Origin of the sequence: Pseudomonas citronellolis (assembly GCF_001586155.1) — a bacterium.
GTDB lineage: Bacteria > Pseudomonadota > Gammaproteobacteria > Pseudomonadales > Pseudomonadaceae > Pseudomonas > Pseudomonas citronellolis.
This window is the reverse complement of sequence record NZ_CP014158.1, coordinates 649,034-666,598: the sequence shown is the minus strand read 5'-3', so window position 1 is coordinate 666,598 and position 17,565 is coordinate 649,034. Positions and strand designations below refer to the sequence as shown.

The window sequence follows — 17,565 nt, the reverse complement described above, 5'->3', positions numbered from 1 at the left end:
TGCAGTGGCGTCCCGCGCCGAAGGTGTGCGGGACGCAGATTGGACTGGCGGCGGGTGCCATTGTTCCGCCACCTCGGCGCGAACTTGCGGCGCCTGCGCCCGGGTCGCGGCGAATGCCTGCCGATCCCCTCGAAAGCCCCTTCAGGTCCAGCACAGGCGCACCGCCGCGCCAGCGCAACGGCTCTGGCGCGCCCCTCGCGCAGCACCGCCCTCCCCGCCTATGCTTGCGGGAGCCGAACAAGGACCCATCATGAGCGAGCCCTTCATCCTCACCCCGCGCATCGCCCGCATCCTTCCCTGGCTGGTGGCCGTCGCCTTCTTCATGCAGGCGCTGGACGGCACCATCCTCAACACAGCGCTGCCGAGCATGGCCCGTTCGCTGAACGAGGACCCGCTGCGCATGCAGGCGGTGGTCATCTCGTACCTGCTCACGGTGGCGCTGCTGATCCCCGCCTCCGGCTGGATCGCCGACCGCTTCGGCACGCGCCGGGTGTTCATCTTCGCGATCTTCCTGTTCAGCCTCGGCTCGCTGTTCTGCGCGCTCTCGCCGAGCCTCGGGGTGCTGGTCATCGCCCGCGTGGTGCAGGGCCTGGGCGGCGCGCTGATGATGCCGGTGGGGCGCCTGGTGATCCTGCGCGTGTACCCGCGCAGCGACCTGGTGCGGGTGCTCAGCTTCGTCACCATCCCCGGCCTGCTCGGCCCACTGACCGGCCCGACCCTCGGCGGCTGGCTGGTGGAATACGCCAGTTGGCACTGGATCTTCCTCATCAACATCCCGGTGGGCCTGCTCGGCATCGTCTTCGCCATCCGTCTCATGCCCGACCTGCGCGGCGCCGCGCGCAGCCGCTTCGACAGCCCCGGCTTCCTGCTCTTCGGCGGCGCCATGGTGCTGATCACCATCGCCCTGGAGGGCCTGGGCGAGCTGCACATGCCCCACGTGCGAGTGGTGATGCTGCTGATCGGCGGCCTGGTGCTGCTGGCCGCCTACTGGCTGCGCGCCCTCAACGTCGAGGCGCCGCTGTTCCCGCCCAGCCTGTTCAAGACGCGCACCTTCGCCGTCGGCGTGCTGGGCAACCTGTTCGCCCGCCTGGGCAGCGGCGCCCTGCCCTTCCTCACGCCGCTGCTGCTGCAGGTGGGCCTGGGCTTCGCGCCGGCCAAGGCGGGCATGACCATGATCCCCCTGGCGGCCATGGCCATGGTGGTCAAGCCGCTGGCCAAGGGCATCCTCGACCTGTTCGGCTACCGCCGCCTGCTGGTGGGCAACACCCTGCTGCTGGGCTCGCTGATCGCCGGCCTGGGCCTGATCGACCAGGACACGCCCTACCTCTGGCTGCTGATCCACCTGGGCCTGCTGGGCGGGGTCAACTCGCTGCAGTTCACGGCGATGAACACCCTGACGCTGATCGACCTGCGCGACGACAACGCCAGCGCCGGCAACAGCCTGCTGTCGGTGGTGATGCAGCTGTCCATCGGCCTCGGCGTGGCCTGCGCGGCGGCGCTGCTGGGCGGCTTCAAGAGCGACGTGGAGGTCAACGCCGGCGACGTACTGGGCGCCTTCCACGCCACCTACCTGAGCGTCGGGCTGATGTCGATGGCGGCGGCGGCGATCTTCTTCCAGCTGGCCCGCGACGACGGCCGCTCGGCCCAGGCGCCGCGACGCCTGGAGCCCGACGACGGGCACTGACTCAGGGCTTGCAGGTGGGCGGCGTGGTCAGCGTCTTCGACACGTCCACGGCGCCCAGGTGCTCCAGGCTGCGGCGGCCCAGCAGCACCGGGTAGTCGCTGCCCTCGCGGTCGGCCAGGGCGAACTGCTCGCGGTAGACCTTGTCGCCCAGGCACAGGTCCATGCTCACCACCGGGCGATGCTCGATGCCGTTGGCGCCGCGAACCTTGAGGGTGCGCTCGACGGGCCGCTCGAAGGGCAGGCGCTGCACCTGGCCGGTCGCCGCATCCTTGACCAGGATGTCGTACTGCACCCAGCGCTGCTCGTTCTTGCGGATCTTCACCAGGTTGCGCGCGTCCATCACCGAGGTCTGCACGCCGGTGTCCAGGCGCACCTTGAGCAGGGCGTTCTCCGGCATCAGCCTGGCCTGCTCGACCCAACCCCAGGTGGCCGGCTGCGCGGCGAACAGCGTGGGGCAGATGAAGGCCAGCAACAGGCCGGCGAGGCGCGGTTTCATGGATCGGGCTCCGGAGTCGGGGGCAATGGCAGTACAGATGGCCTACGCCAATCAGGCAACAAAAAACCCCGGATGTTTCCATCCGGGGTTTTCGGCGACGCCAGGGAATCTTAGTTGATTACCTGAACGCGCTCGGCTTGCATGCCTTTCTGGCCTTGCACGACTTCGAAGCTGACCTTCTGGCCTTCGGCCAGGGTCTTGAAGCCGTGGCCTTCGATGGCGCGGAAGTGAACGAAGACGTCCGGGCCGCTCTCAGGGGTGATGAAGCCGTAGCCTTTGGTCTCGTTGAACCATTTGACGGTGCCGTTCTGACGATTCGACATGGTGTTCTCCTTGGAACGTAGATGTAGAAATAGCCACAAAAGAGTGGCAGGAACTGAGTTGCAAGGAGTTACAAGGAGTCGAGCAGGACGGGGTGGAATAACCGACCGCATCAGGTCACGATCGACGGCGACCCATGCAAACACAGTGGAGGCACTCTACGACAAAAACCTGCGGAAAGCGAATCTGTATAAACATACACTATACGACCGTCCGTCCGTTTCGGACGGGTGTTGACCAACGCCAGTGGATTCGCGGGTTTTACCCGTTTCTCCAGGGCCCTGCGGCGCCCCTCCTGCTACACTGCGCGCCCACACGCCTGTCGGGTTTTTTCTTCGTGACCTCCACCGCCTTCTCCAGCCTGCCCCTCTCCGCCGACCTGCTCGCCAACCTCGAAGCCCTCGGTTACAAAGAGATGACGCCGATCCAGGCCGCCAGCCTGCCGGTCATCCTCAAGGGCCGCGACCTGATCGCCCAGGCCAAGACCGGCAGCGGCAAGACCGCGGCCTTCGGCATCGGCCTGCTCAGCCCGCTGAACCCGTGCTACTTCGGCTGCCAGGCGCTGGTGCTGTGCCCGACCCGCGAGCTGGCCGACCAGGTGGCCAAGGAGATCCGCCGCCTGGCCCGCGCCGCCGACAACATCAAGGTGCTGACCCTCTGCGGCGGCGTGCCCTTCGGCCCGCAGATCGGCTCGCTGGAGCACGGCGCCCACGTGGTGGTCGGCACCCCGGGGCGGGTACAGGAACACCTGCGCCGCGGCTCCCTGGTGCTCGACGGGCTGAACACCCTGGTGCTGGACGAGGCCGACCGCATGCTCGACATGGGCTTCTACGACAGCATCGCCGACATCATCGGCCAGCTCCCGGCGCGCCGGCAGAGCCTGCTGTTCTCGGCCACCTACCCGGCCGGCATCGAGCAACTGGCGGCGAAGTTCCTGCGCCAGCCCGAGCGCGTGGAAGTGGAAGCGCTGCACGACGACAGCCAGATCGAACAGCACTTCTACGAAATCGAGCCGCGCCAACGCATGGACGCCGTGGTGCGCCTGCTGCAGCACTTCCGCCCGCAGTCCGCCGTAGCCTTCTGCCACACCCGCCAGCAGTGCGTGGAGCTGGCCCAGGCGCTGGACGCGCAGAAGATTTCCGCCCTGGCCCTGCACGGCGACCTGGAGCAGCGCGAGCGCGACCAGGTGCTGGCGATGTTTGCCAACCGCAGCTGCAGCGTGCTGGTGGCCACCGACGTGGCCGCCCGCGGGCTGGACATCGAGGGCCTGGAGGCGGTGATCAACGTCGAGCTGAGCCGCGACGCCCAGGTCCACGTGCACCGCATCGGCCGCAGCGGCCGCGCCGGCGAGAAGGGCCTGGCGCTGTCCCTGGTGGCCCCGGCCGAAGCCTCCCGCGCCCAGGCCATCGAAGACCTGCAGGGCAAGCCGCTGAACTGGGAGCGCATCGACTTCCTGCGCGCCAACCCGGCGCCGCTGCTGCCGCCGATGACCACCCTGAACATCGCCGGCGGGCGCAAGGACAAGCTGCGCCCCGGCGACATCCTCGGCGCCCTCACCGGCGACGCCGGCCTGCCCGGCAGCGCGGTGGGCAAGATCGCCATCTTCGACTTCCAGGCCTACGTGGCGGTGCAGCGCGACCAGGCCAAGGCGGCGCTCAAGCGCCTGCAGGAAGGCAGGATCAAGGGGCGTTCGTTCAAGGTGCGCATCCTCTGACGCGCGGGGCTCTTCGTAGGAGCGAGCTTGCTCGCGAACGGTGTCTACCCCAAAGAGCGCCCTCTCCCTAACCCTCTCCCTGAAGGGAGAGGGGACCGTTCGGAGTGCTCGGGTATCTCGGCGTTAGCCGGCTAGCACAGAGGCTACCGGCTGAAACCATTCCTCCTCTCGGCACGGACAAGCCCCCTCTCCCTTCAGGGCGGGGCGCGCAGCCGAGGGCTGGGGGAGAGGGGACGGCGGTGACCTCATGCACCGTTATGACCAGGAAACTCCGTTCGCAAGCAAGCTCGCTCCCACGAAAAGCATCCCCCGCAACCAATAGCCGCGCGCCAGGCGATCCGCTAGTCTCAGCGCAGAGACACCTCGGAAGTCCCCGACGCGCATGCTTTCCTCCCCCTTGTTCGAGACCCTGCGGCGCCTGTGGGCGCTGGACAAGTTCGCCTACAGCCTGCGGGTGTTCATCGCCCTGGCCGGGGCCATGGCCGCCTGCCTGCTGCTGGGCCGCACCGAGCTGGTGATCCCGCTGTTCCTCGGCATCATCGCCAGCGCCCTGGCCGAGACCGACGACCACTGGCTGGGCCGCCTGAAGGCTTTGCTGGTGACCTTGGTGTGCTTCCTCATCGCCGCGCTGGCGGTGGAACTGCTGTTCCCCTACCCCTGGCTGTTCGTTGCCGGCCTGGCCCTGTCGGCCTTCGGCATGACGCTGCTGGGCGCGTTGGGCGAGCGCTATGCGGCCATCGCCTCGGCCACGCTGATCCTGTCCATCTACACCATGATCGGCGTCGACCAGCGCGGCGGCGCCCCCGGCGACCTGTGGCAGGAGCCGCTGCTGCTGGTGGCCGGCGCCGCCTGGTACGGCGCGCTCTCGGTGCTGTGGAACGCGCTCTTCGCCAACCAGCCGGTGCAGCAGGTGCTGGCCCGCGCCTACTTCGAGTTGGGCGAGTACCTGAAGATCAAGTCGACGCTGTTCGAACCGCTGCGCCAGCTCGACGTCGAGGACCGGCGCCTGGCCCTGGCGCGGCAGAACGGCAGGCTGGTGGTAACGCTCAACCAGGCCAAGGAAACCATTCTCAGCCGCCTCAGCCATGGCCGCCCGGGGCCCAAGCTGAGCCGCTACCTGAAGCTGTACTTCATCGCCCAGGACGTCCACGAGCGCGCCAGCTCCTCGCACTACCCCTACAACCGCCTGGCCGAGGCCTTCTTCCACAGCGACGTGCTGTTCCGCTGCCAGCGCCTGCTCAACCAGCAGGGCAAGGCCTGCCAGGCGCTGTCGCGGGCCATCCGCCTGCGCCAGCGCTTCGACTACAACGACAGCGAGCAGGCCCTGGCCGACCTCCAGGCCTCGCTGGAATACCTGCGCCAGCAGGGCAACCCGGCCTGGCGCGCGCTGCTGCGCTCCCTCGGCGCCCTGGCCGCCAACCTCGCCACCCTGGACCACAAGCTCAGCGGCGCGAGCAACCCCGACGCCCTCGCCGAGGAACAGGACAGCGCCCTGCTGGACCGCTCGCCACGCTCGCTGCGCGATGCCTTCGAGCGCATCCGCCAGCAGCTCACGCCCACCTCGCTGCTGTTCCGCCATGCCCTGCGCCTGGGCCTGACGCTGACCGCCGGCTACGGCGTGCTGCACCTGATCCACCCGACCCAGGGCTACTGGATCCTGCTGACCACGGTGTTCGTCTGCCAGCCCAACTACGGCGCCACGCGCATCCGCCTGGTGCAGCGCATCCTCGGCACCCTCGTCGGCCTGGTGGCCGGCTGGGCGCTGATCGACCTGTTCCCCAACCCGCTGGTGCAATCGCTGCTGGCGGTGGTCGCCGGGGTGGCCTTCTTCGCCACCCGCAGCACCCGCTACACCCTGGCCACCGCGGCCATCACCCTGCTGGTGCTGCTGTGCTTCAACCAGGTGGGCAACGGCTACGGGCTGATCCTGCCGCGCCTGTTCGACACCCTGCTGGGTGCCTTCATCGCCGGCCTGGCGGTGTTCCTCATCCTTCCCGACTGGCAGGGCCGGCGCCTGCACAGCCTGGTCGGCGGCACCCTGGCCTGCAACGCCCGCTACCTGCGCGAGATCATGCAGCAGTACGCCAGCGGCAAGCGCGACGACCTCATCTACCGCACCGCCCGGCGCAACGCCCACAACGCCGACGCGACGCTCTCCACCACGCTGTCGAACATGCTTCTGGAGCCCGGCCACTTCCGCAAGGACGCCGAGCTGGGCTTCCGCTTCCTGGTGCTTTCGCACACCCTGCTCAGCTACCTCTCGGCCCTGGGCGCGCACCGCGACCGCCTGCCGGAGTCGCCGGCCAACGCGCTGATCGGCGAAGCCGCCGAGCAGCTCACCGCCAGCCTCGACGACATCGCCGCCAGCCTCGCCCAGCGCAAGCCGGTGGCCATCCACAGCGATACCGAGGAAGACCTGGCCAAGCGCCTGGAACAGGTGCCGGAGGAGCTGGAAGACCCGCAGCGCCTGGTGCAGACCCAGTTGGCGCTGATCTGCCGCGAGCTGGCGCCGCTGCGCAGCCTGGCTGCGCACCTGCTGAAGAAGGAGATCGGCGCCGAGCAGGAAGCCGCCGCCTGAGCCCGGCTCAGGGCCCGCGCAGGTCCATGAAGGCGTCGTAGCTGCCGTCCTCGCGCATCAGCCGCAGCTCGCGGTTGAAGTCTTCGATTATCTGCGCGTGGCGCGGGTTGGCGCGGCTGACCAGGATGTACAGCGGGTTCTCCGACAGCGGCTGGGGCAGGAACTCCAGCTTGTGGCGCTCGTCCTTCAGGTCGTGTTCGAGGATGTAGCGGGCGGTCCACTCGTCCTCCAGAGTCAGCTCGACGCGGCCGGCGACCACCATCATCGCGGCGTTGGGGAAGGACAGCACCGGCACCTTGTGCAGCCGGCGGTCCTCATTGAACTCGGGGGTGTAGCTGTAGCCGCGGACCACGGCGATGCGGAACGGGTAGAGGTCGGCCAGGCGCTCGAAGACGATGGGCGAGCCCTTGCGCTTGAGGAAGCGCAGGCGGTTCACCAGGTAGGGCTCGGAATACTGCCCGAAGGTCTCGCGCTCGGCGCTGTACCAGGAGTCCACCAGCACGTCGTATTCGCCGTTGCGCACCCCGTGCAGGGCGCGCGGCCAGGGCACCTCGGCGTAGTGGATGGCGTAGCCGGCGCGGGTCAGCGCGGTGCTGACGAAATGCACCGCCAGGCCGCGGCCGGGCATCTGCGCGTCGGCATAGGGCGGCCAGCGGTCGGCGACCAGGTTCAGCGGCTCCTCGGCCTGGACGCAGAACGGCAGGGCCAGGGCGATCAGCAGGGCACGCAGCAGCATGGCTCTCCTTGCTCGAGGCCCGCGCCCCGCTACCGGCAAGCGGGCGGACTCAGAAAAGCATCGCCGCGCGCAGGCTCATTCCCCCACCGGCTTCGGGCAGAACACCGAAGGAATAGGCGCTGTCTGGCGATCCCTCAAGGAACAGATTGTAGGTGAAGTTGGCGGCGAGGTTGCCCACCGCCATGCCCACCAAGGTATCGGTTGGGTAGTGCTTGGAGCCTTCCACCCGCGCCAGCGCGGTCAGCCCGTCCACCGTGTAGAGCCCGGCCTTGGCGGTGAAGCGCAGGGTCGGGTCCATGTCGATGTAGTCCAGGTTGCGCCGGGTGAAGCTGTTGTGCACGGCGGTCACGGCCGTGTGCTTGGAGGGGAAGGAGTCGTCGGGGATGCCGTCGGGGCGGTCGCGCCCGGACACCTCCTTCCACTCCTCCACCAGGCCGGTCACCGCGTAACGGTCGGTGGCCAGCAGCGCCAGGTTGCGCCCGCGCCAGGCCCACTTCTCCTCGCCCTCGCTGCCCCTGGGTGCAGCCGCCAGGCCGGTGACCACGCTCAACGCGGTGCTGGCGTTGAGCATGTGGTCGGCGGCGGAGTTGGCGTCGCCGCCGAACAGCCACTCGTGGTTGGCCGCGGACTTCTGCCACTTGTGGTCCCAGTTGCCGGCGGCGATCACCGCCGCGCCGGCCACCGGCGCCCAGGTGCCGGGATCGAGCACGGCGCGCTGGGCGGAGTCGCCGACGCGCGACCAGCTCATCTGCGGGGAGCCGGCGCAGCCGGCGAAAAGGGCGGATGACACTAGGGTCAGGGCCGCCAGGTTGCGGTAGCTCATGGTTTCCCCCGTAGTCCGTCCGCAAGGGGACGGTAAGGAATTTTCAGAAAACCTACAGGGTAGACGCCTCAGCCCCATCCAACCTGCCGTCAGTCACTTCTTAGTCTGTCCATTTGTTTCGAGCAGCCCCTTGAGCAGGTCGATGGGCATGGGGAAGACGATGGTGGAGTTCTTGTCGCCGGCGATGCTGCCCAGCGTCTGCATGTAGCGCAGCTGCATGGCGCCGGGCTCGCGGGAGAGCATCTGCGCCGCCTGCATCAGCTTCTCCGAGGCCTGCAGCTCACCCTCGGCGTGGATCACCTTGGCCCGCCGCTCGCGCTCGGCCTCGGCCTGGCGGGCGATGGCGCGGACCATGGACTCGTTGAGGTCGACGTGCTTGATCTCGACGTTGGCCACCTTGATGCCCCAGGCGTCGGTCTGCGCGTCCAGCACCTTCTGGATGTCCAGGTTCAGGCGCTCGCGCTCGGCCAGCATCTCGTCCAGCTCGTGCTTGCCGAGCACCGCGCGCAGCGTGGTCTGGGCCAGTTGGCTGGTGGCGGCGAGGAAATTCTCCACCTGGATGATGGCCTTCTGCGGGTCGAGCACGCGGAAGTACACCACCGCGTTGACCTTCACCGAGACGTTGTCGCGGGAGATCACGTCCTGCGGCGGCACGTCGAGCACCACGGTGCGCAGGTCGACGCGGACCATCTGCTGCACCACCGGGATCACCAGCACGAGGCCGGGGCCCTTGACCTTCCAGAAGCGGCCGAGCTGGAACACCACCCCGCGTTCGTATTCGCGCAGGATGCGCAGGGCGCTGGCCACCAGCATCAGCAGCAGGACCAGCGCCACCAGCAGTCCGAAGGGAATACCCATCAGTCACCTCCCGATTCGTCGTCGGCCGCCACCTCCAGGCGCAGGCCGTCGCGCGCCAGCACCTTGACCCGCTGGCCGGCGCGCAGGGTCCGGGCGCAGCGGACCTGCCACTGTTCGCCCTGCAGTTGTACCCAGCCGGCGTGGGCATCCCCGTCGGCCACCGCGTCCACGGTCGCCAGGCTGCCCACCAGGCCGGCCGCGCCGCTGACCACCTGGCGCTGCCGGCTCTTCATGGCCACGCCCAGCACCCCGGCGATGAACAGCGCGCTGACCGTGGCCACGCCGACGATCAGCCCCAGGGGAATGCCGAAGCCCGGCGCGTCGGTGTCCAGCAGGATCAGCCCGCCGATCACGAAGGCGGCGATGCCGCCGATGCCCAGGCTGCCGTAGCTGGGCACGAAGGCCTCGGCGGCCATGAAGGCCAGGCCGAGGACGATCAGCGCCACCCCCGCGTAGTTCACCGGCAGCAGCTGCATGGCGTAGAGCCCGAGCAGCAGGCAGATGCCGCCGAGCACGCCGGGCAGCGCCAGGCCGGGGTTGGCGAATTCGAAGATCAGCCCGTACACGCCGATCATCAGCAACAGCAGCGCTACGCTGGGGTCGGTGATCACCGCCAGCAGGCGGGTGCGCCAGTCGGGCTGGTGCTCGACCCAGGCGAGGCCGGCGCTGTGGATGCTCAGCGCCTGCCCAGCCACCTGCACCTTGTGCCCGTCGATGGCGCGCAGCAACTGGTCGAGGTCGCCGGCCTGCAGGTCGACCACCTTCTGCTTCACGGCTTCCTCGGCGGACAGGCTGACCGCCTCGCGCACCGCGCGCTCGGCCCATTCGGCATTGCGCCCGCGCAGCTGCGCCAGGCCACGGATGTAGGCCGCCGCGTCGTTGACCTGCTTGCGCTTGAGGGTGTCCTCCTCGCTGACGGCGGGCTTGCCGTCCTTGCCCTGGGGCTTTTCCGGGGCGCCAGGCGCGCCGATCTGCACCGGGGTGGCGGCGCCCAGGTTGGTCCCCGGGGCCATGGCAGCCAGGTGGCAGGCATAGAGGATGTAGGTGCCGGCGCTGGCCGCCCGCGCGCCGCTGGGGGCGACGTAGCCGACCACGGGGATGGGGCTGGTGAGGATCGCCTTGACGATGTCGCGCATGGCGCTGTCCAGCCCGCCGGGGGTGTCCATGCGCAGCACCACCAGAGGCGCGCCCTCGTCCACGGCGCGTTGCAGGCCGCGCACCACGTAGTCGGAAGTCGCCGGGCCGATGGCCCCGTCCACCGTCAGCACCACCGCCGGCGGGGCCGCCAGCGCCCCGGCCGCGAACAGCAGCAGGAGCAAAGCGCAGCGGCGAAACAGCGTGAGCATGGCACGCCTCCCCGGCCAGGACCGAAGCGGCGCCGCGGGCGAATGAAGGGGCGGCGCCTTCCTACAGCATAGTCCCCTGCCCCGGGATGCCCGTGACAGGCTGTTGCAGGGTGTTTAGAGGCCGCGCCCAGCGTCCGGGTGGGCACGGCTTTTCGTAGGAGCGAGCTTGCTCGCGAATGGAGCTCCCGGTGGCGGTGGTGTTTCGGGTTGGCTCCGCATCCCTCACCCCAGCCCTCTCCCAGAGGGAGAGGGGGCTAGTCCGTGCCGAGAGAAGGCTTGGTTTCAGCCGGTAGTCCCTGTGCTCGCCGGCCAACGCCGAAGCATCAGCGCACTCCGAACGGTCCCCTCTCCCTTCAGGGCGGGGCGCGCAGCCGAGGGTTAGGGAGAGGGAGCGGAGCCAAGCCAAGGCAGCGGAATCACCGGGGGCCCCCCTTCGCGAGCAAGCTCGCTCCTACAAAGCCCCAGAAACGAAAACGCCGTTCCCCCCTCACGGAAGAAACGGCGCTTTCACCTTCGGCCTCAAGCCAAAGAGAGCGGCCCGGTCAGCCCTTGAACACGTCTTCCACCGACTGCAGCGGATAGTGCTTCGGGTACGGCAGGGTAGCCACGCCGCTCTCGATGGCGGCCTTGGCCACGGCATCGGAGACCACGGTGATCAGGCGCTTGTCCATGGGTTTCGGGATGATGTACTCGCGGCCGAACTCCAGGGACGATACGCCGTAGGCCTCGCACACGTCCTTGGGCACTGGCTCCTTGGCCAGGTCGCGCAGGGCCAGGGCGGCGGCGATCTTCATCTCTTCGTTGATGCGGGTGGCGCGCACGTCCAGGGCACCGCGGAAGATGAAGGGGAAGCCCAGCACGTTGTTCACCTGGTTCGGGTAGTCCGAACGGCCGGTGGCCATGATCACGTCGTTGCGGGTGGCGTGGGCCAGTTCCGGCTTGATCTCCGGGTCCGGGTTGGAGCAGGCGAAGACGATCGGGTTCGGCGCCATGCGCTTGAGGTCTTCGGCGCTGAGCAGGTTGGCGCCGGACAGGCCGACGAATACGTCGGCGCCTTCCAGGGCATCGGCCAGGGTGCGCTTGTCGGTCTCGGTGGCGAACACCGCCTTGTACTGGTTCAGGTCGGTGCGGCCGGCGTGGATCACGCCCTGGCGGTCGATCATGTAGATGTTCTCGACCTTGGCGCCCATGCTCACCAGCAGCTTCATGCAGGAGATGGCGGCGGCGCCGGCGCCCAGGCAGACGATCTTCGCGCTTTCCAGGTTCTTGCCGGCGATTTCCAGGGCGTTGAGCATGCCGGCGGCGGTGACGATGGCGGTGCCATGCTGGTCATCGTGGAACACCGGGATGTCGCACTGCTCGATCAGCGCGCGCTCGATCTCGAAGCACTCCGGCGCCTTGATGTCTTCCAGGTTGATGCCGCCGAAGGTGATGGAGATGCGCTTGACGGTGTCGATGAAGGCCTGCGGGCTCTCGGCGTCGACCTCGATGTCGAACACGTCGATGCCGGCGAAACGCTTGAACAGCACGCCCTTGCCTTCCATGACCGGCTTGGAGGCCAGCGGGCCGAGGTTGCCCAGGCCGAGGATGGCGGTGCCGTCGGAGATCACCGCGACCAGGTTGCCCTTGCCGGTGTACTTGTAGGCCAGTTCGGCGTCACGGGCGATCTCGCGGACCGGCTCGGCCACGCCCGGGCTGTAGGCCAGCGACAGGTCGCGGGCAGTGACGGTGGGCTTGGTCAGCTCGACGCTGAGTTTCCCGGGGCGGGGTTGCGCGTGATATTCGAGGGCAGCGGTCTTGAGATCAGACATTTTTGGCACTTCCGCTTTATTGCTTGTTGGACAGACGGGCGACCGAGCATACGCGGGAAGAAAGCGCCTGCCAAGATAGCTTCAGGGCTGCGGTGTCAATGCTGCTAACGCACGATTTTCAACCATTCCCCGGGTTTTGGCTGACCAGTTGGATACAAATCGTTTAGCAATCGTATACGAGAAATCGCGTCAGATTCCGGCTCGTTTCCGCCCTTTGCCAGCTGTTCCAGGCTTTGCCCGGCCTTCGCCTGGACCAGTTGCAGGCGCCGCGGCTCGGCCAGCTTCCGTTCGTCGGCGCGCAGCGGGCGGAAACTGCGGATCACCGAGAGGAACTCGGCGTCGCGGCTTTCCAGCGAGGCGCGGCCTTTGACCACACCCACGAACAGGTAGGCGCCCTGGTCCTTGTAGATCACCGCCACGCGCCGCGCGGGCGAACCGGGGATCACCGCGGTGGCGCCCTTCAGGCCGGCCTGGTTCAGTTCCTGCTCGTCGGCCAGGCGGCCGCCGGCGCCCTTGCGCAGGTATTCCAGCGGGCTTAGTTGGCCGTCGCGCGGCACCAGCTTCATGCCGATGTAGGCCTGCTGGTCCTCGGGGTAGCCGATCAGCGCGGTGGGCTGGTTGAGCATGCCCCAGCCCCTGGGATAGCTGAGGGTGAAGCCCAGCTCGCCGTGGTAGAAGCTTTGCCCGCGGCGGATGCCGGACTCGGCGGAATCGCCGAAGGGCATGCCGTCGATGGCCTTCAGGTAGCGGTCGCGGCCGACCTCCTGCTGGCCGCCGGCCAGGGCCTGGGCCGGGCCCAGCACCTCCTGCAGGCGCCGATCGTTGTCCGGATGGGTGTCGAACAGCCCGTGGTAGCCCACCGGCTGCACCGCCTCGCCCTTGGCCTGGGCAACCTGGCGGGCGTAGTCCTCCTGGTTCTTCAGCACCCGCACCACCTGGATCATCGCCTTGGGGTCGTAGCCGGCGCGGGCCAGGTACTTGGCGCCCAGGCCGTCGGCCTGCAGCTCCATGTCGCGGCCGTAGCCGCGCACCACGGCGGTGCCGAGGACGTTGGTGAGGTCTCCGGCGGCGCTGACGCCGGTGCCGATGGCCACCGCCGCGCCGAGCACGTTCCAGGCGCTGGCCTGGCTCTGCTGGCGCACGCTGTGGCGGGCGGTGACGTGGCCGATCTCGTGGCCCAGCACCGCGGCCAGCTCGGCTTCGGAATTGAGGTAGGCCATCAGCCCGCGGTGGATGTAGATGTAGCCGCCGGGCAGGGCGAAGGCGTTGATGTCGGGGCTGTCGACCACGGTGAAGCGGTACTGCAGGGTGGGCCGGTCGCCGACCCGGGCGACGCGCTCGCCCACCTGCTGCACGTAGGCCTGGAGCTTCTCGTCGGCGTAGCGCGGGTACTGCTTGGCCGCTTCCTGGCTGGCCTGGCGGCCGAGGGCCAGCTCGTCCTGCTCGCTCATGGTGACGAAGTCAGTCTCGCCGGTGGCGGGGTTGACCGCACAGCCGCCCAGCACACCGCTCAGCGTGAACAGGCAGGTGAGCAACAGCATCCTTGTCTTGGTCATGGCAGCAGCTCCAGCATGGCCGGGTCGGTGATGGGCAGCATCCAGCGTGCCTGCCCCGGTTTCACGGCGCCGCGCGCGGCGCGGTCGATCACCCAGCCGCGCGCTTCCAGGGTGCGCCCGGGCAGCGCCTCCAGCGTGCGCTTATCGAACGCTTTCAACAGCTTAGGCTCGATCCGCAGGACCAGCGAACCGTCCATCTCCAGCCACAGGCCACCGCGATTGCGCTGCACCTGGGCGACGCGCCCGCGGACGATGGCGAAGCCGCTCTGGCGCAGGCTTTGCGCGTCCTGCACCGGCGGGCGTTTCCACAGGCCGCGGCCGGCCTTGCGCGCTTCGCGCTCGGCGGCCTGCTGGCAGGCGGTCAACTCGGTGTTGGGCGCCACCGCCACCAGGTAGCCCAGCCCCTCGGCCAGCAGTTGCGCCTCGATGTTGCGCCCCTGGCGGTCGTACAGGTGGGCCAGGGTGCGGCCGTAATGATCCTTGCCCTGGCGTCCGAGCTGCAACCCTAATTCGCCGTCGTTGGCCGCCACCAGCGCCTGCAGGCGTTGCCGCGCGGCCTCGGCGAAGGGCTCGGTGCTGCGCCCGCCGTGGGCCAGCTCTGGGGCGTTGACGCCGATCAGGCGCACGTTGCGACCATCGGCCAGCTTCAGGGTGTCGCCATCCACCACCCGCGCCACGCGCACCGTGCCGGCGTCGCTGGGCGCCGGGCAGGACGCCGCCAGGGCCGGGGCGCCCAGGCAAATCGCGAGCACAAAAAAGGCGCCCCGCAGGGGCGCCTTTTTCAGCAGATCGGGAAAGGCCATCGGGGCTTTTCCGGAAATCGCTCTTACTTCTTGCCGCCGAACATGGCGAAGCGCTGGTTGAAGCGATCGATACGGCCGCCGGTGTCCACGACTTTCTGCTTGCCGGTGTAGAACGGGTGGCATTCGGAGCAGACGTCCAGGTGGATGCCTTTGCACAGGGTCGAACGGGTCTTGATCACGTTGCCGCAGCTGCAGGTGGCTTCGATTTCTTCGTACGCGGGATGGATTTCCGGTTTCATGATGTCTTCCTCTGGTTGGTGTGCCGCCACCCAGTCTCTGGCAGAAGCCGAGCCACGGCCTTCGAGGACCGCGGGCGGGATCTTTTACCGGGCACCGCACGCAAATTAAGGGCGTGGATCATACCAGAGACTTTGTCCAGCGCAAGTCGGGGCGCCGACCGACCGTCGCCGCGCCCCGTGCTAAGATCGCCGCCTCACGACGCCCCGGAAAGCCCACAGCGTGCCCCGACCCAGCATCCTGCGCCTCGCCCTGCCCTCGCCGCTGCGCCGCCTGTTCGACTACCTGCCGCCGCGCGGGCTCGACCCCGGCCGCCTGCAGCCCGGCGTGCGCCTGCGCGTGCCCTTCGGCCGCCGCGAGATCGTCGGCGTGCTGGTGGAGCTGTCGGACAGCTCGCAAGTGCCCGAGGACAAGCTGCGCCCGGCGCTGGCCGTGCTCGACCGCGAGCCGCCGATGCCGGCGCACCTGCTGGAGCTGTGCCGCTGGACCGCGCAGTACTACCAGCACAGCCTCGGCGACACCCTGTCCTGGGCGCTGCCCAACCTGCTGCGCCAGGGCGAGCCGGCCGAGGCGCGGGTGCAGCGCTTCTGGCTCGCCGTCCCCGGCGCGCGCCTGGACGACCCGCGCCTGGCCCGCGCGCCGCGCCAGCGCCAGGCCCTGCAGACGCTGCAGCAGCACCCCCACGGCGTGCTCCATGAACTGCTGAGCCAGTTGGGCATCAACAAGGACAGCCTCGACCTGCTGGTGGAAAAGGGCCTGGCCACGCTGGAGAGCCGCCGCCACGTGCCGGCGGAACACCACGGCGGCTGGCTGGCCCAGGCCGAGCTGCCGCTCAACGCCGAGCAGCGCGCCGCCTGCGAAGCGGTGCGCGCCGGCTTCGGCGCCTTCCACAGCTACCTGCTGGCCGGCGTCACCGGCAGCGGCAAGACCGAGGTCTACCTGCAGCTGATCCACCAGGTGCTGGAGGCCGGCAAGCAGGCGCTGGTGCTGATCCCGGAGATCAACCTCGGCCCGCAGACGCTGAGCCGCTTCGAGCGCCGCTTCAATGCGCGCATCGCCCTGCTGCACTCGGCGCTGACCGACCGCGAGCGCCTGGACGCCTGGCTGGCCGCCCGCGATGGCGAGGCCGACATCGTCATCGGCACCCGCTCGGCGCTGTTCACCCCGCTGAAGACCCCCGGGCTGATCATCATCGACGAGGAGCACGACGCTTCCTATAAACAGCAGGAAGGCCTGCGCTACCACGCCCGCGACCTGGCCCTGGTGCGCGCGCGCCTGGAGAAGGTGCCGATCCTGCTCGGCTCGGCCACGCCCTCGCTGGAAAGCCTGCACAACGCCGCCAGCGGCCGCTACGGCCTGCTGCGCCTGACGCAGCGCGCCGGCGGCGCCCAGGCGCCGAAGTTCCAGCGCCTGGACGTGAAGAGCCTGCCGCTGGACGCCGGCCTGTCGATGCCGCTGCAACGGGCCATCGGCGAAACCCTCGGCGCCGGCCAGCAGGTGCTGGTGTACCTGAACCGCCGCGGCTTCGCCCCGACCCTGCTGTGCCACGACTGCGGCTGGATCAGCCAGTGCCCGCGTTGCGATGCGCGCATGACGCTGCACCAGGGCTCCGGCGAGCTGCGCTGCCATCACTGCGACCACCGCGAGCGCCCACCGCGCCAGTGCCCCAAGTGCGGCCAACTGGACCTGCGCCCGGTCGGCGCCGGCACCGAGCGCGCCGAGGAGCGCCTGCGCATCCTCTTCCCCGACTACCCGGTGCTGCGCATCGACCGCGACAGCACCTCGCGCAAGCACGCCATGCGCGACCTGTTCGCCACCATCAACAAGGGCGAGCCGTGCATCCTGGTCGGCACCCAGATGCTCGCCAAGGGCCACCACTTCCCGCGCGTCACCCTGGTGGCCATCCTCGACGCCGACGGCGGGCTGTTCTCCGCCGACTTCCGCGCCAGCGAGCGCATGGCCCAGCAGATCGTCCAGGTCGCCGGCCGCGCCGGGCGCGCCGAGGAGCCCGGCCGGGTGCTGATCCAGACGCACCTGGCCGACCACCCGCTGCTGGTGCAACTGACCGAGCAGGGCTACTTCGCCTTCGCCGACCAGGCCCTGGCCGAGCGCCGCGCCGCCGGCCTGCCGCCGTTCTGCCACCTGGCTCTGCTGCGCGCCGAGGCGCACAAGCCGGGCCAGGCCGAAGGCTTCCTCGAAGAAGCCTGCGCCGAGGCCGAGCGCCTGCAGGCGCAACTGGGCAGCGACGTCGAGCTGCTCGGCCCGGTGCCGGCGCCCATGGAACGCCGCGCCGGCCGCTTCCGCGCCCAGCTGCTGCTGATGAGCAGCGCCCGCGTGCCGCTGCACCGCCTGCTGTCGTGCTGGCTGCCGATCCTCGAAAGCATGCCGGGCGGGCGCCAGGTGCGCTGGTCGCTGGACGTCGATCCGATCGATTTGTTCTAGGAAAGAGCAGCTGGAAGCTGGAAAAAGCAAAAGCAGCGATCTGACTGGGGCAAATCAAGGTCCAGATGGGCTTTTGCTTGTAGCTTTAAGCTTACGGCTTGCTGCTGCGCCCTTCAGGCACCGATAATGCGCGGTTCTGAGCCAGATATGCGGTCGAGCG

Annotated in this window: 14 protein-coding genes; 4 read left to right on the top strand and 10 right to left on the bottom strand. The window is 69.0% G+C overall.

Annotated features, from left to right (window positions below):
• The first annotated feature begins 250 nt into the window (after positions 1-250).
• Positions 251-1,684 carry a multidrug transporter subunit MdtD gene (gene mdtD, locus PcP3B5_RS02990; RefSeq protein ID WP_061560540.1) on the top strand — a complete coding sequence of 478 codons (1,434 nt, stop codon included), beginning with the start codon at positions 251-253 and terminating at the stop codon, positions 1,682-1,684.
• A gap of 1 nt (position 1,685) precedes the next feature.
• On the opposite strand, the gene rloA3 is transcribed toward mdtD, so the two are convergent.
• Together rloA3 and PcP3B5_RS02980 are read right to left on the bottom strand one after the other, a co-directional pair.
• Entirely contained in the window at positions 1,686-2,180 is a 495-nt protein-coding gene (gene rloA3, locus PcP3B5_RS02985) for a retropepsin-like aspartic peptidase RloA3 (protein ID WP_061560539.1), read from the bottom strand.
• A gap of 110 nt (positions 2,181-2,290) precedes the next feature.
• A complete protein-coding gene (locus PcP3B5_RS02980) occupies positions 2,291-2,503 on the bottom strand; it encodes a cold-shock protein (RefSeq protein WP_009615451.1) in 213 nt (70 codons plus the stop codon).
• Positions 2,504-2,838: 335 nt separating this feature from the next.
• On the opposite strand from PcP3B5_RS02980, the gene dbpA reads away from it, so the two are divergent.
• Both dbpA and yccS read left to right on the top strand, forming a co-directional pair.
• Entirely contained in the window at positions 2,839-4,215 is a 1,377-nt protein-coding gene (gene dbpA, locus PcP3B5_RS02975; protein ID WP_061560538.1) for an ATP-dependent RNA helicase DbpA, read from the top strand.
• A gap of 382 nt (positions 4,216-4,597) precedes the next feature.
• The gene (gene yccS / locus PcP3B5_RS02970; RefSeq protein ID WP_061560537.1) at positions 4,598-6,793 is read left to right on the top strand and encodes a YccS family putative transporter; all 2,196 of its coding nucleotides are present in this window, start codon (positions 4,598-4,600) and stop codon (positions 6,791-6,793) included.
• Between the two features lie 7 nt (positions 6,794-6,800).
• Here the strand turns inward: yccS and PcP3B5_RS02965 are convergent, their stop codons facing one another.
• The 8 genes from PcP3B5_RS02965 to rpmE form a co-directional block, all read right to left on the bottom strand.
• Positions 6,801-7,529, bottom strand: coding sequence for a substrate-binding periplasmic protein (locus PcP3B5_RS02965; RefSeq protein WP_058487665.1), 729 nt, complete (start codon positions 7,527-7,529; stop codon positions 6,801-6,803).
• A 49-nt stretch (positions 7,530-7,578) separates the two neighbouring features.
• Complete coding sequence (locus PcP3B5_RS02960) at positions 7,579-8,352, bottom strand: phosphatase PAP2 family protein (protein WP_061560536.1); 774 nt, start codon at positions 8,350-8,352, stop codon at positions 7,579-7,581.
• 93 nt (positions 8,353-8,445) lie between these two features.
• Positions 8,446-9,213, bottom strand: a complete 768-nt coding sequence (locus tag PcP3B5_RS02955; RefSeq protein ID WP_141766302.1) for a slipin family protein — start codon at positions 9,211-9,213, stop codon at positions 8,446-8,448.
• The gene (locus PcP3B5_RS02950) at positions 9,210-10,556 is read right to left on the bottom strand and encodes an NfeD family protein (RefSeq protein WP_061560535.1); all 1,347 of its coding nucleotides are present in this window, start codon (positions 10,554-10,556) and stop codon (positions 9,210-9,212) included. The genes PcP3B5_RS02955 and PcP3B5_RS02950 overlap by 4 nt, the downstream gene beginning before the upstream one ends.
• Before the next feature lie 542 nt (positions 10,557-11,098).
• A complete protein-coding gene (locus PcP3B5_RS02945; RefSeq protein WP_043269415.1) occupies positions 11,099-12,367 on the bottom strand; it encodes a malic enzyme-like NAD(P)-binding protein in 1,269 nt (422 codons plus the stop codon).
• A 104-nt stretch (positions 12,368-12,471) separates the two neighbouring features.
• Positions 12,472-13,923 carry a M48 family metalloprotease gene (locus PcP3B5_RS02940; RefSeq protein ID WP_061560534.1) on the bottom strand — a complete coding sequence of 484 codons (1,452 nt, stop codon included), beginning with the start codon at positions 13,921-13,923 and terminating at the stop codon, positions 12,472-12,474.
• A complete protein-coding gene (locus PcP3B5_RS02935; RefSeq protein WP_061560533.1) occupies positions 13,920-14,726 on the bottom strand; it encodes a thermonuclease family protein in 807 nt (268 codons plus the stop codon). Before PcP3B5_RS02935 ends, PcP3B5_RS02940 begins: the two co-directional genes overlap by 4 nt.
• A 23-nt stretch (positions 14,727-14,749) precedes the next feature.
• On the bottom strand, positions 14,750-14,965 hold the full coding sequence (gene rpmE / locus PcP3B5_RS02930) for a 50S ribosomal protein L31 (RefSeq protein ID WP_009615432.1): 216 nt from the start codon (positions 14,963-14,965) through the stop codon (positions 14,750-14,752).
• Between the two features lie 220 nt (positions 14,966-15,185).
• Between rpmE and PcP3B5_RS02925 the strand changes: the two genes are divergently transcribed.
• Positions 15,186-17,405, top strand: coding sequence for a primosomal protein N' (locus PcP3B5_RS02925; protein WP_061560532.1), 2,220 nt, complete (start codon positions 15,186-15,188; stop codon positions 17,403-17,405).
• Positions 17,406-17,565: the final 160 nt, after the last annotated feature.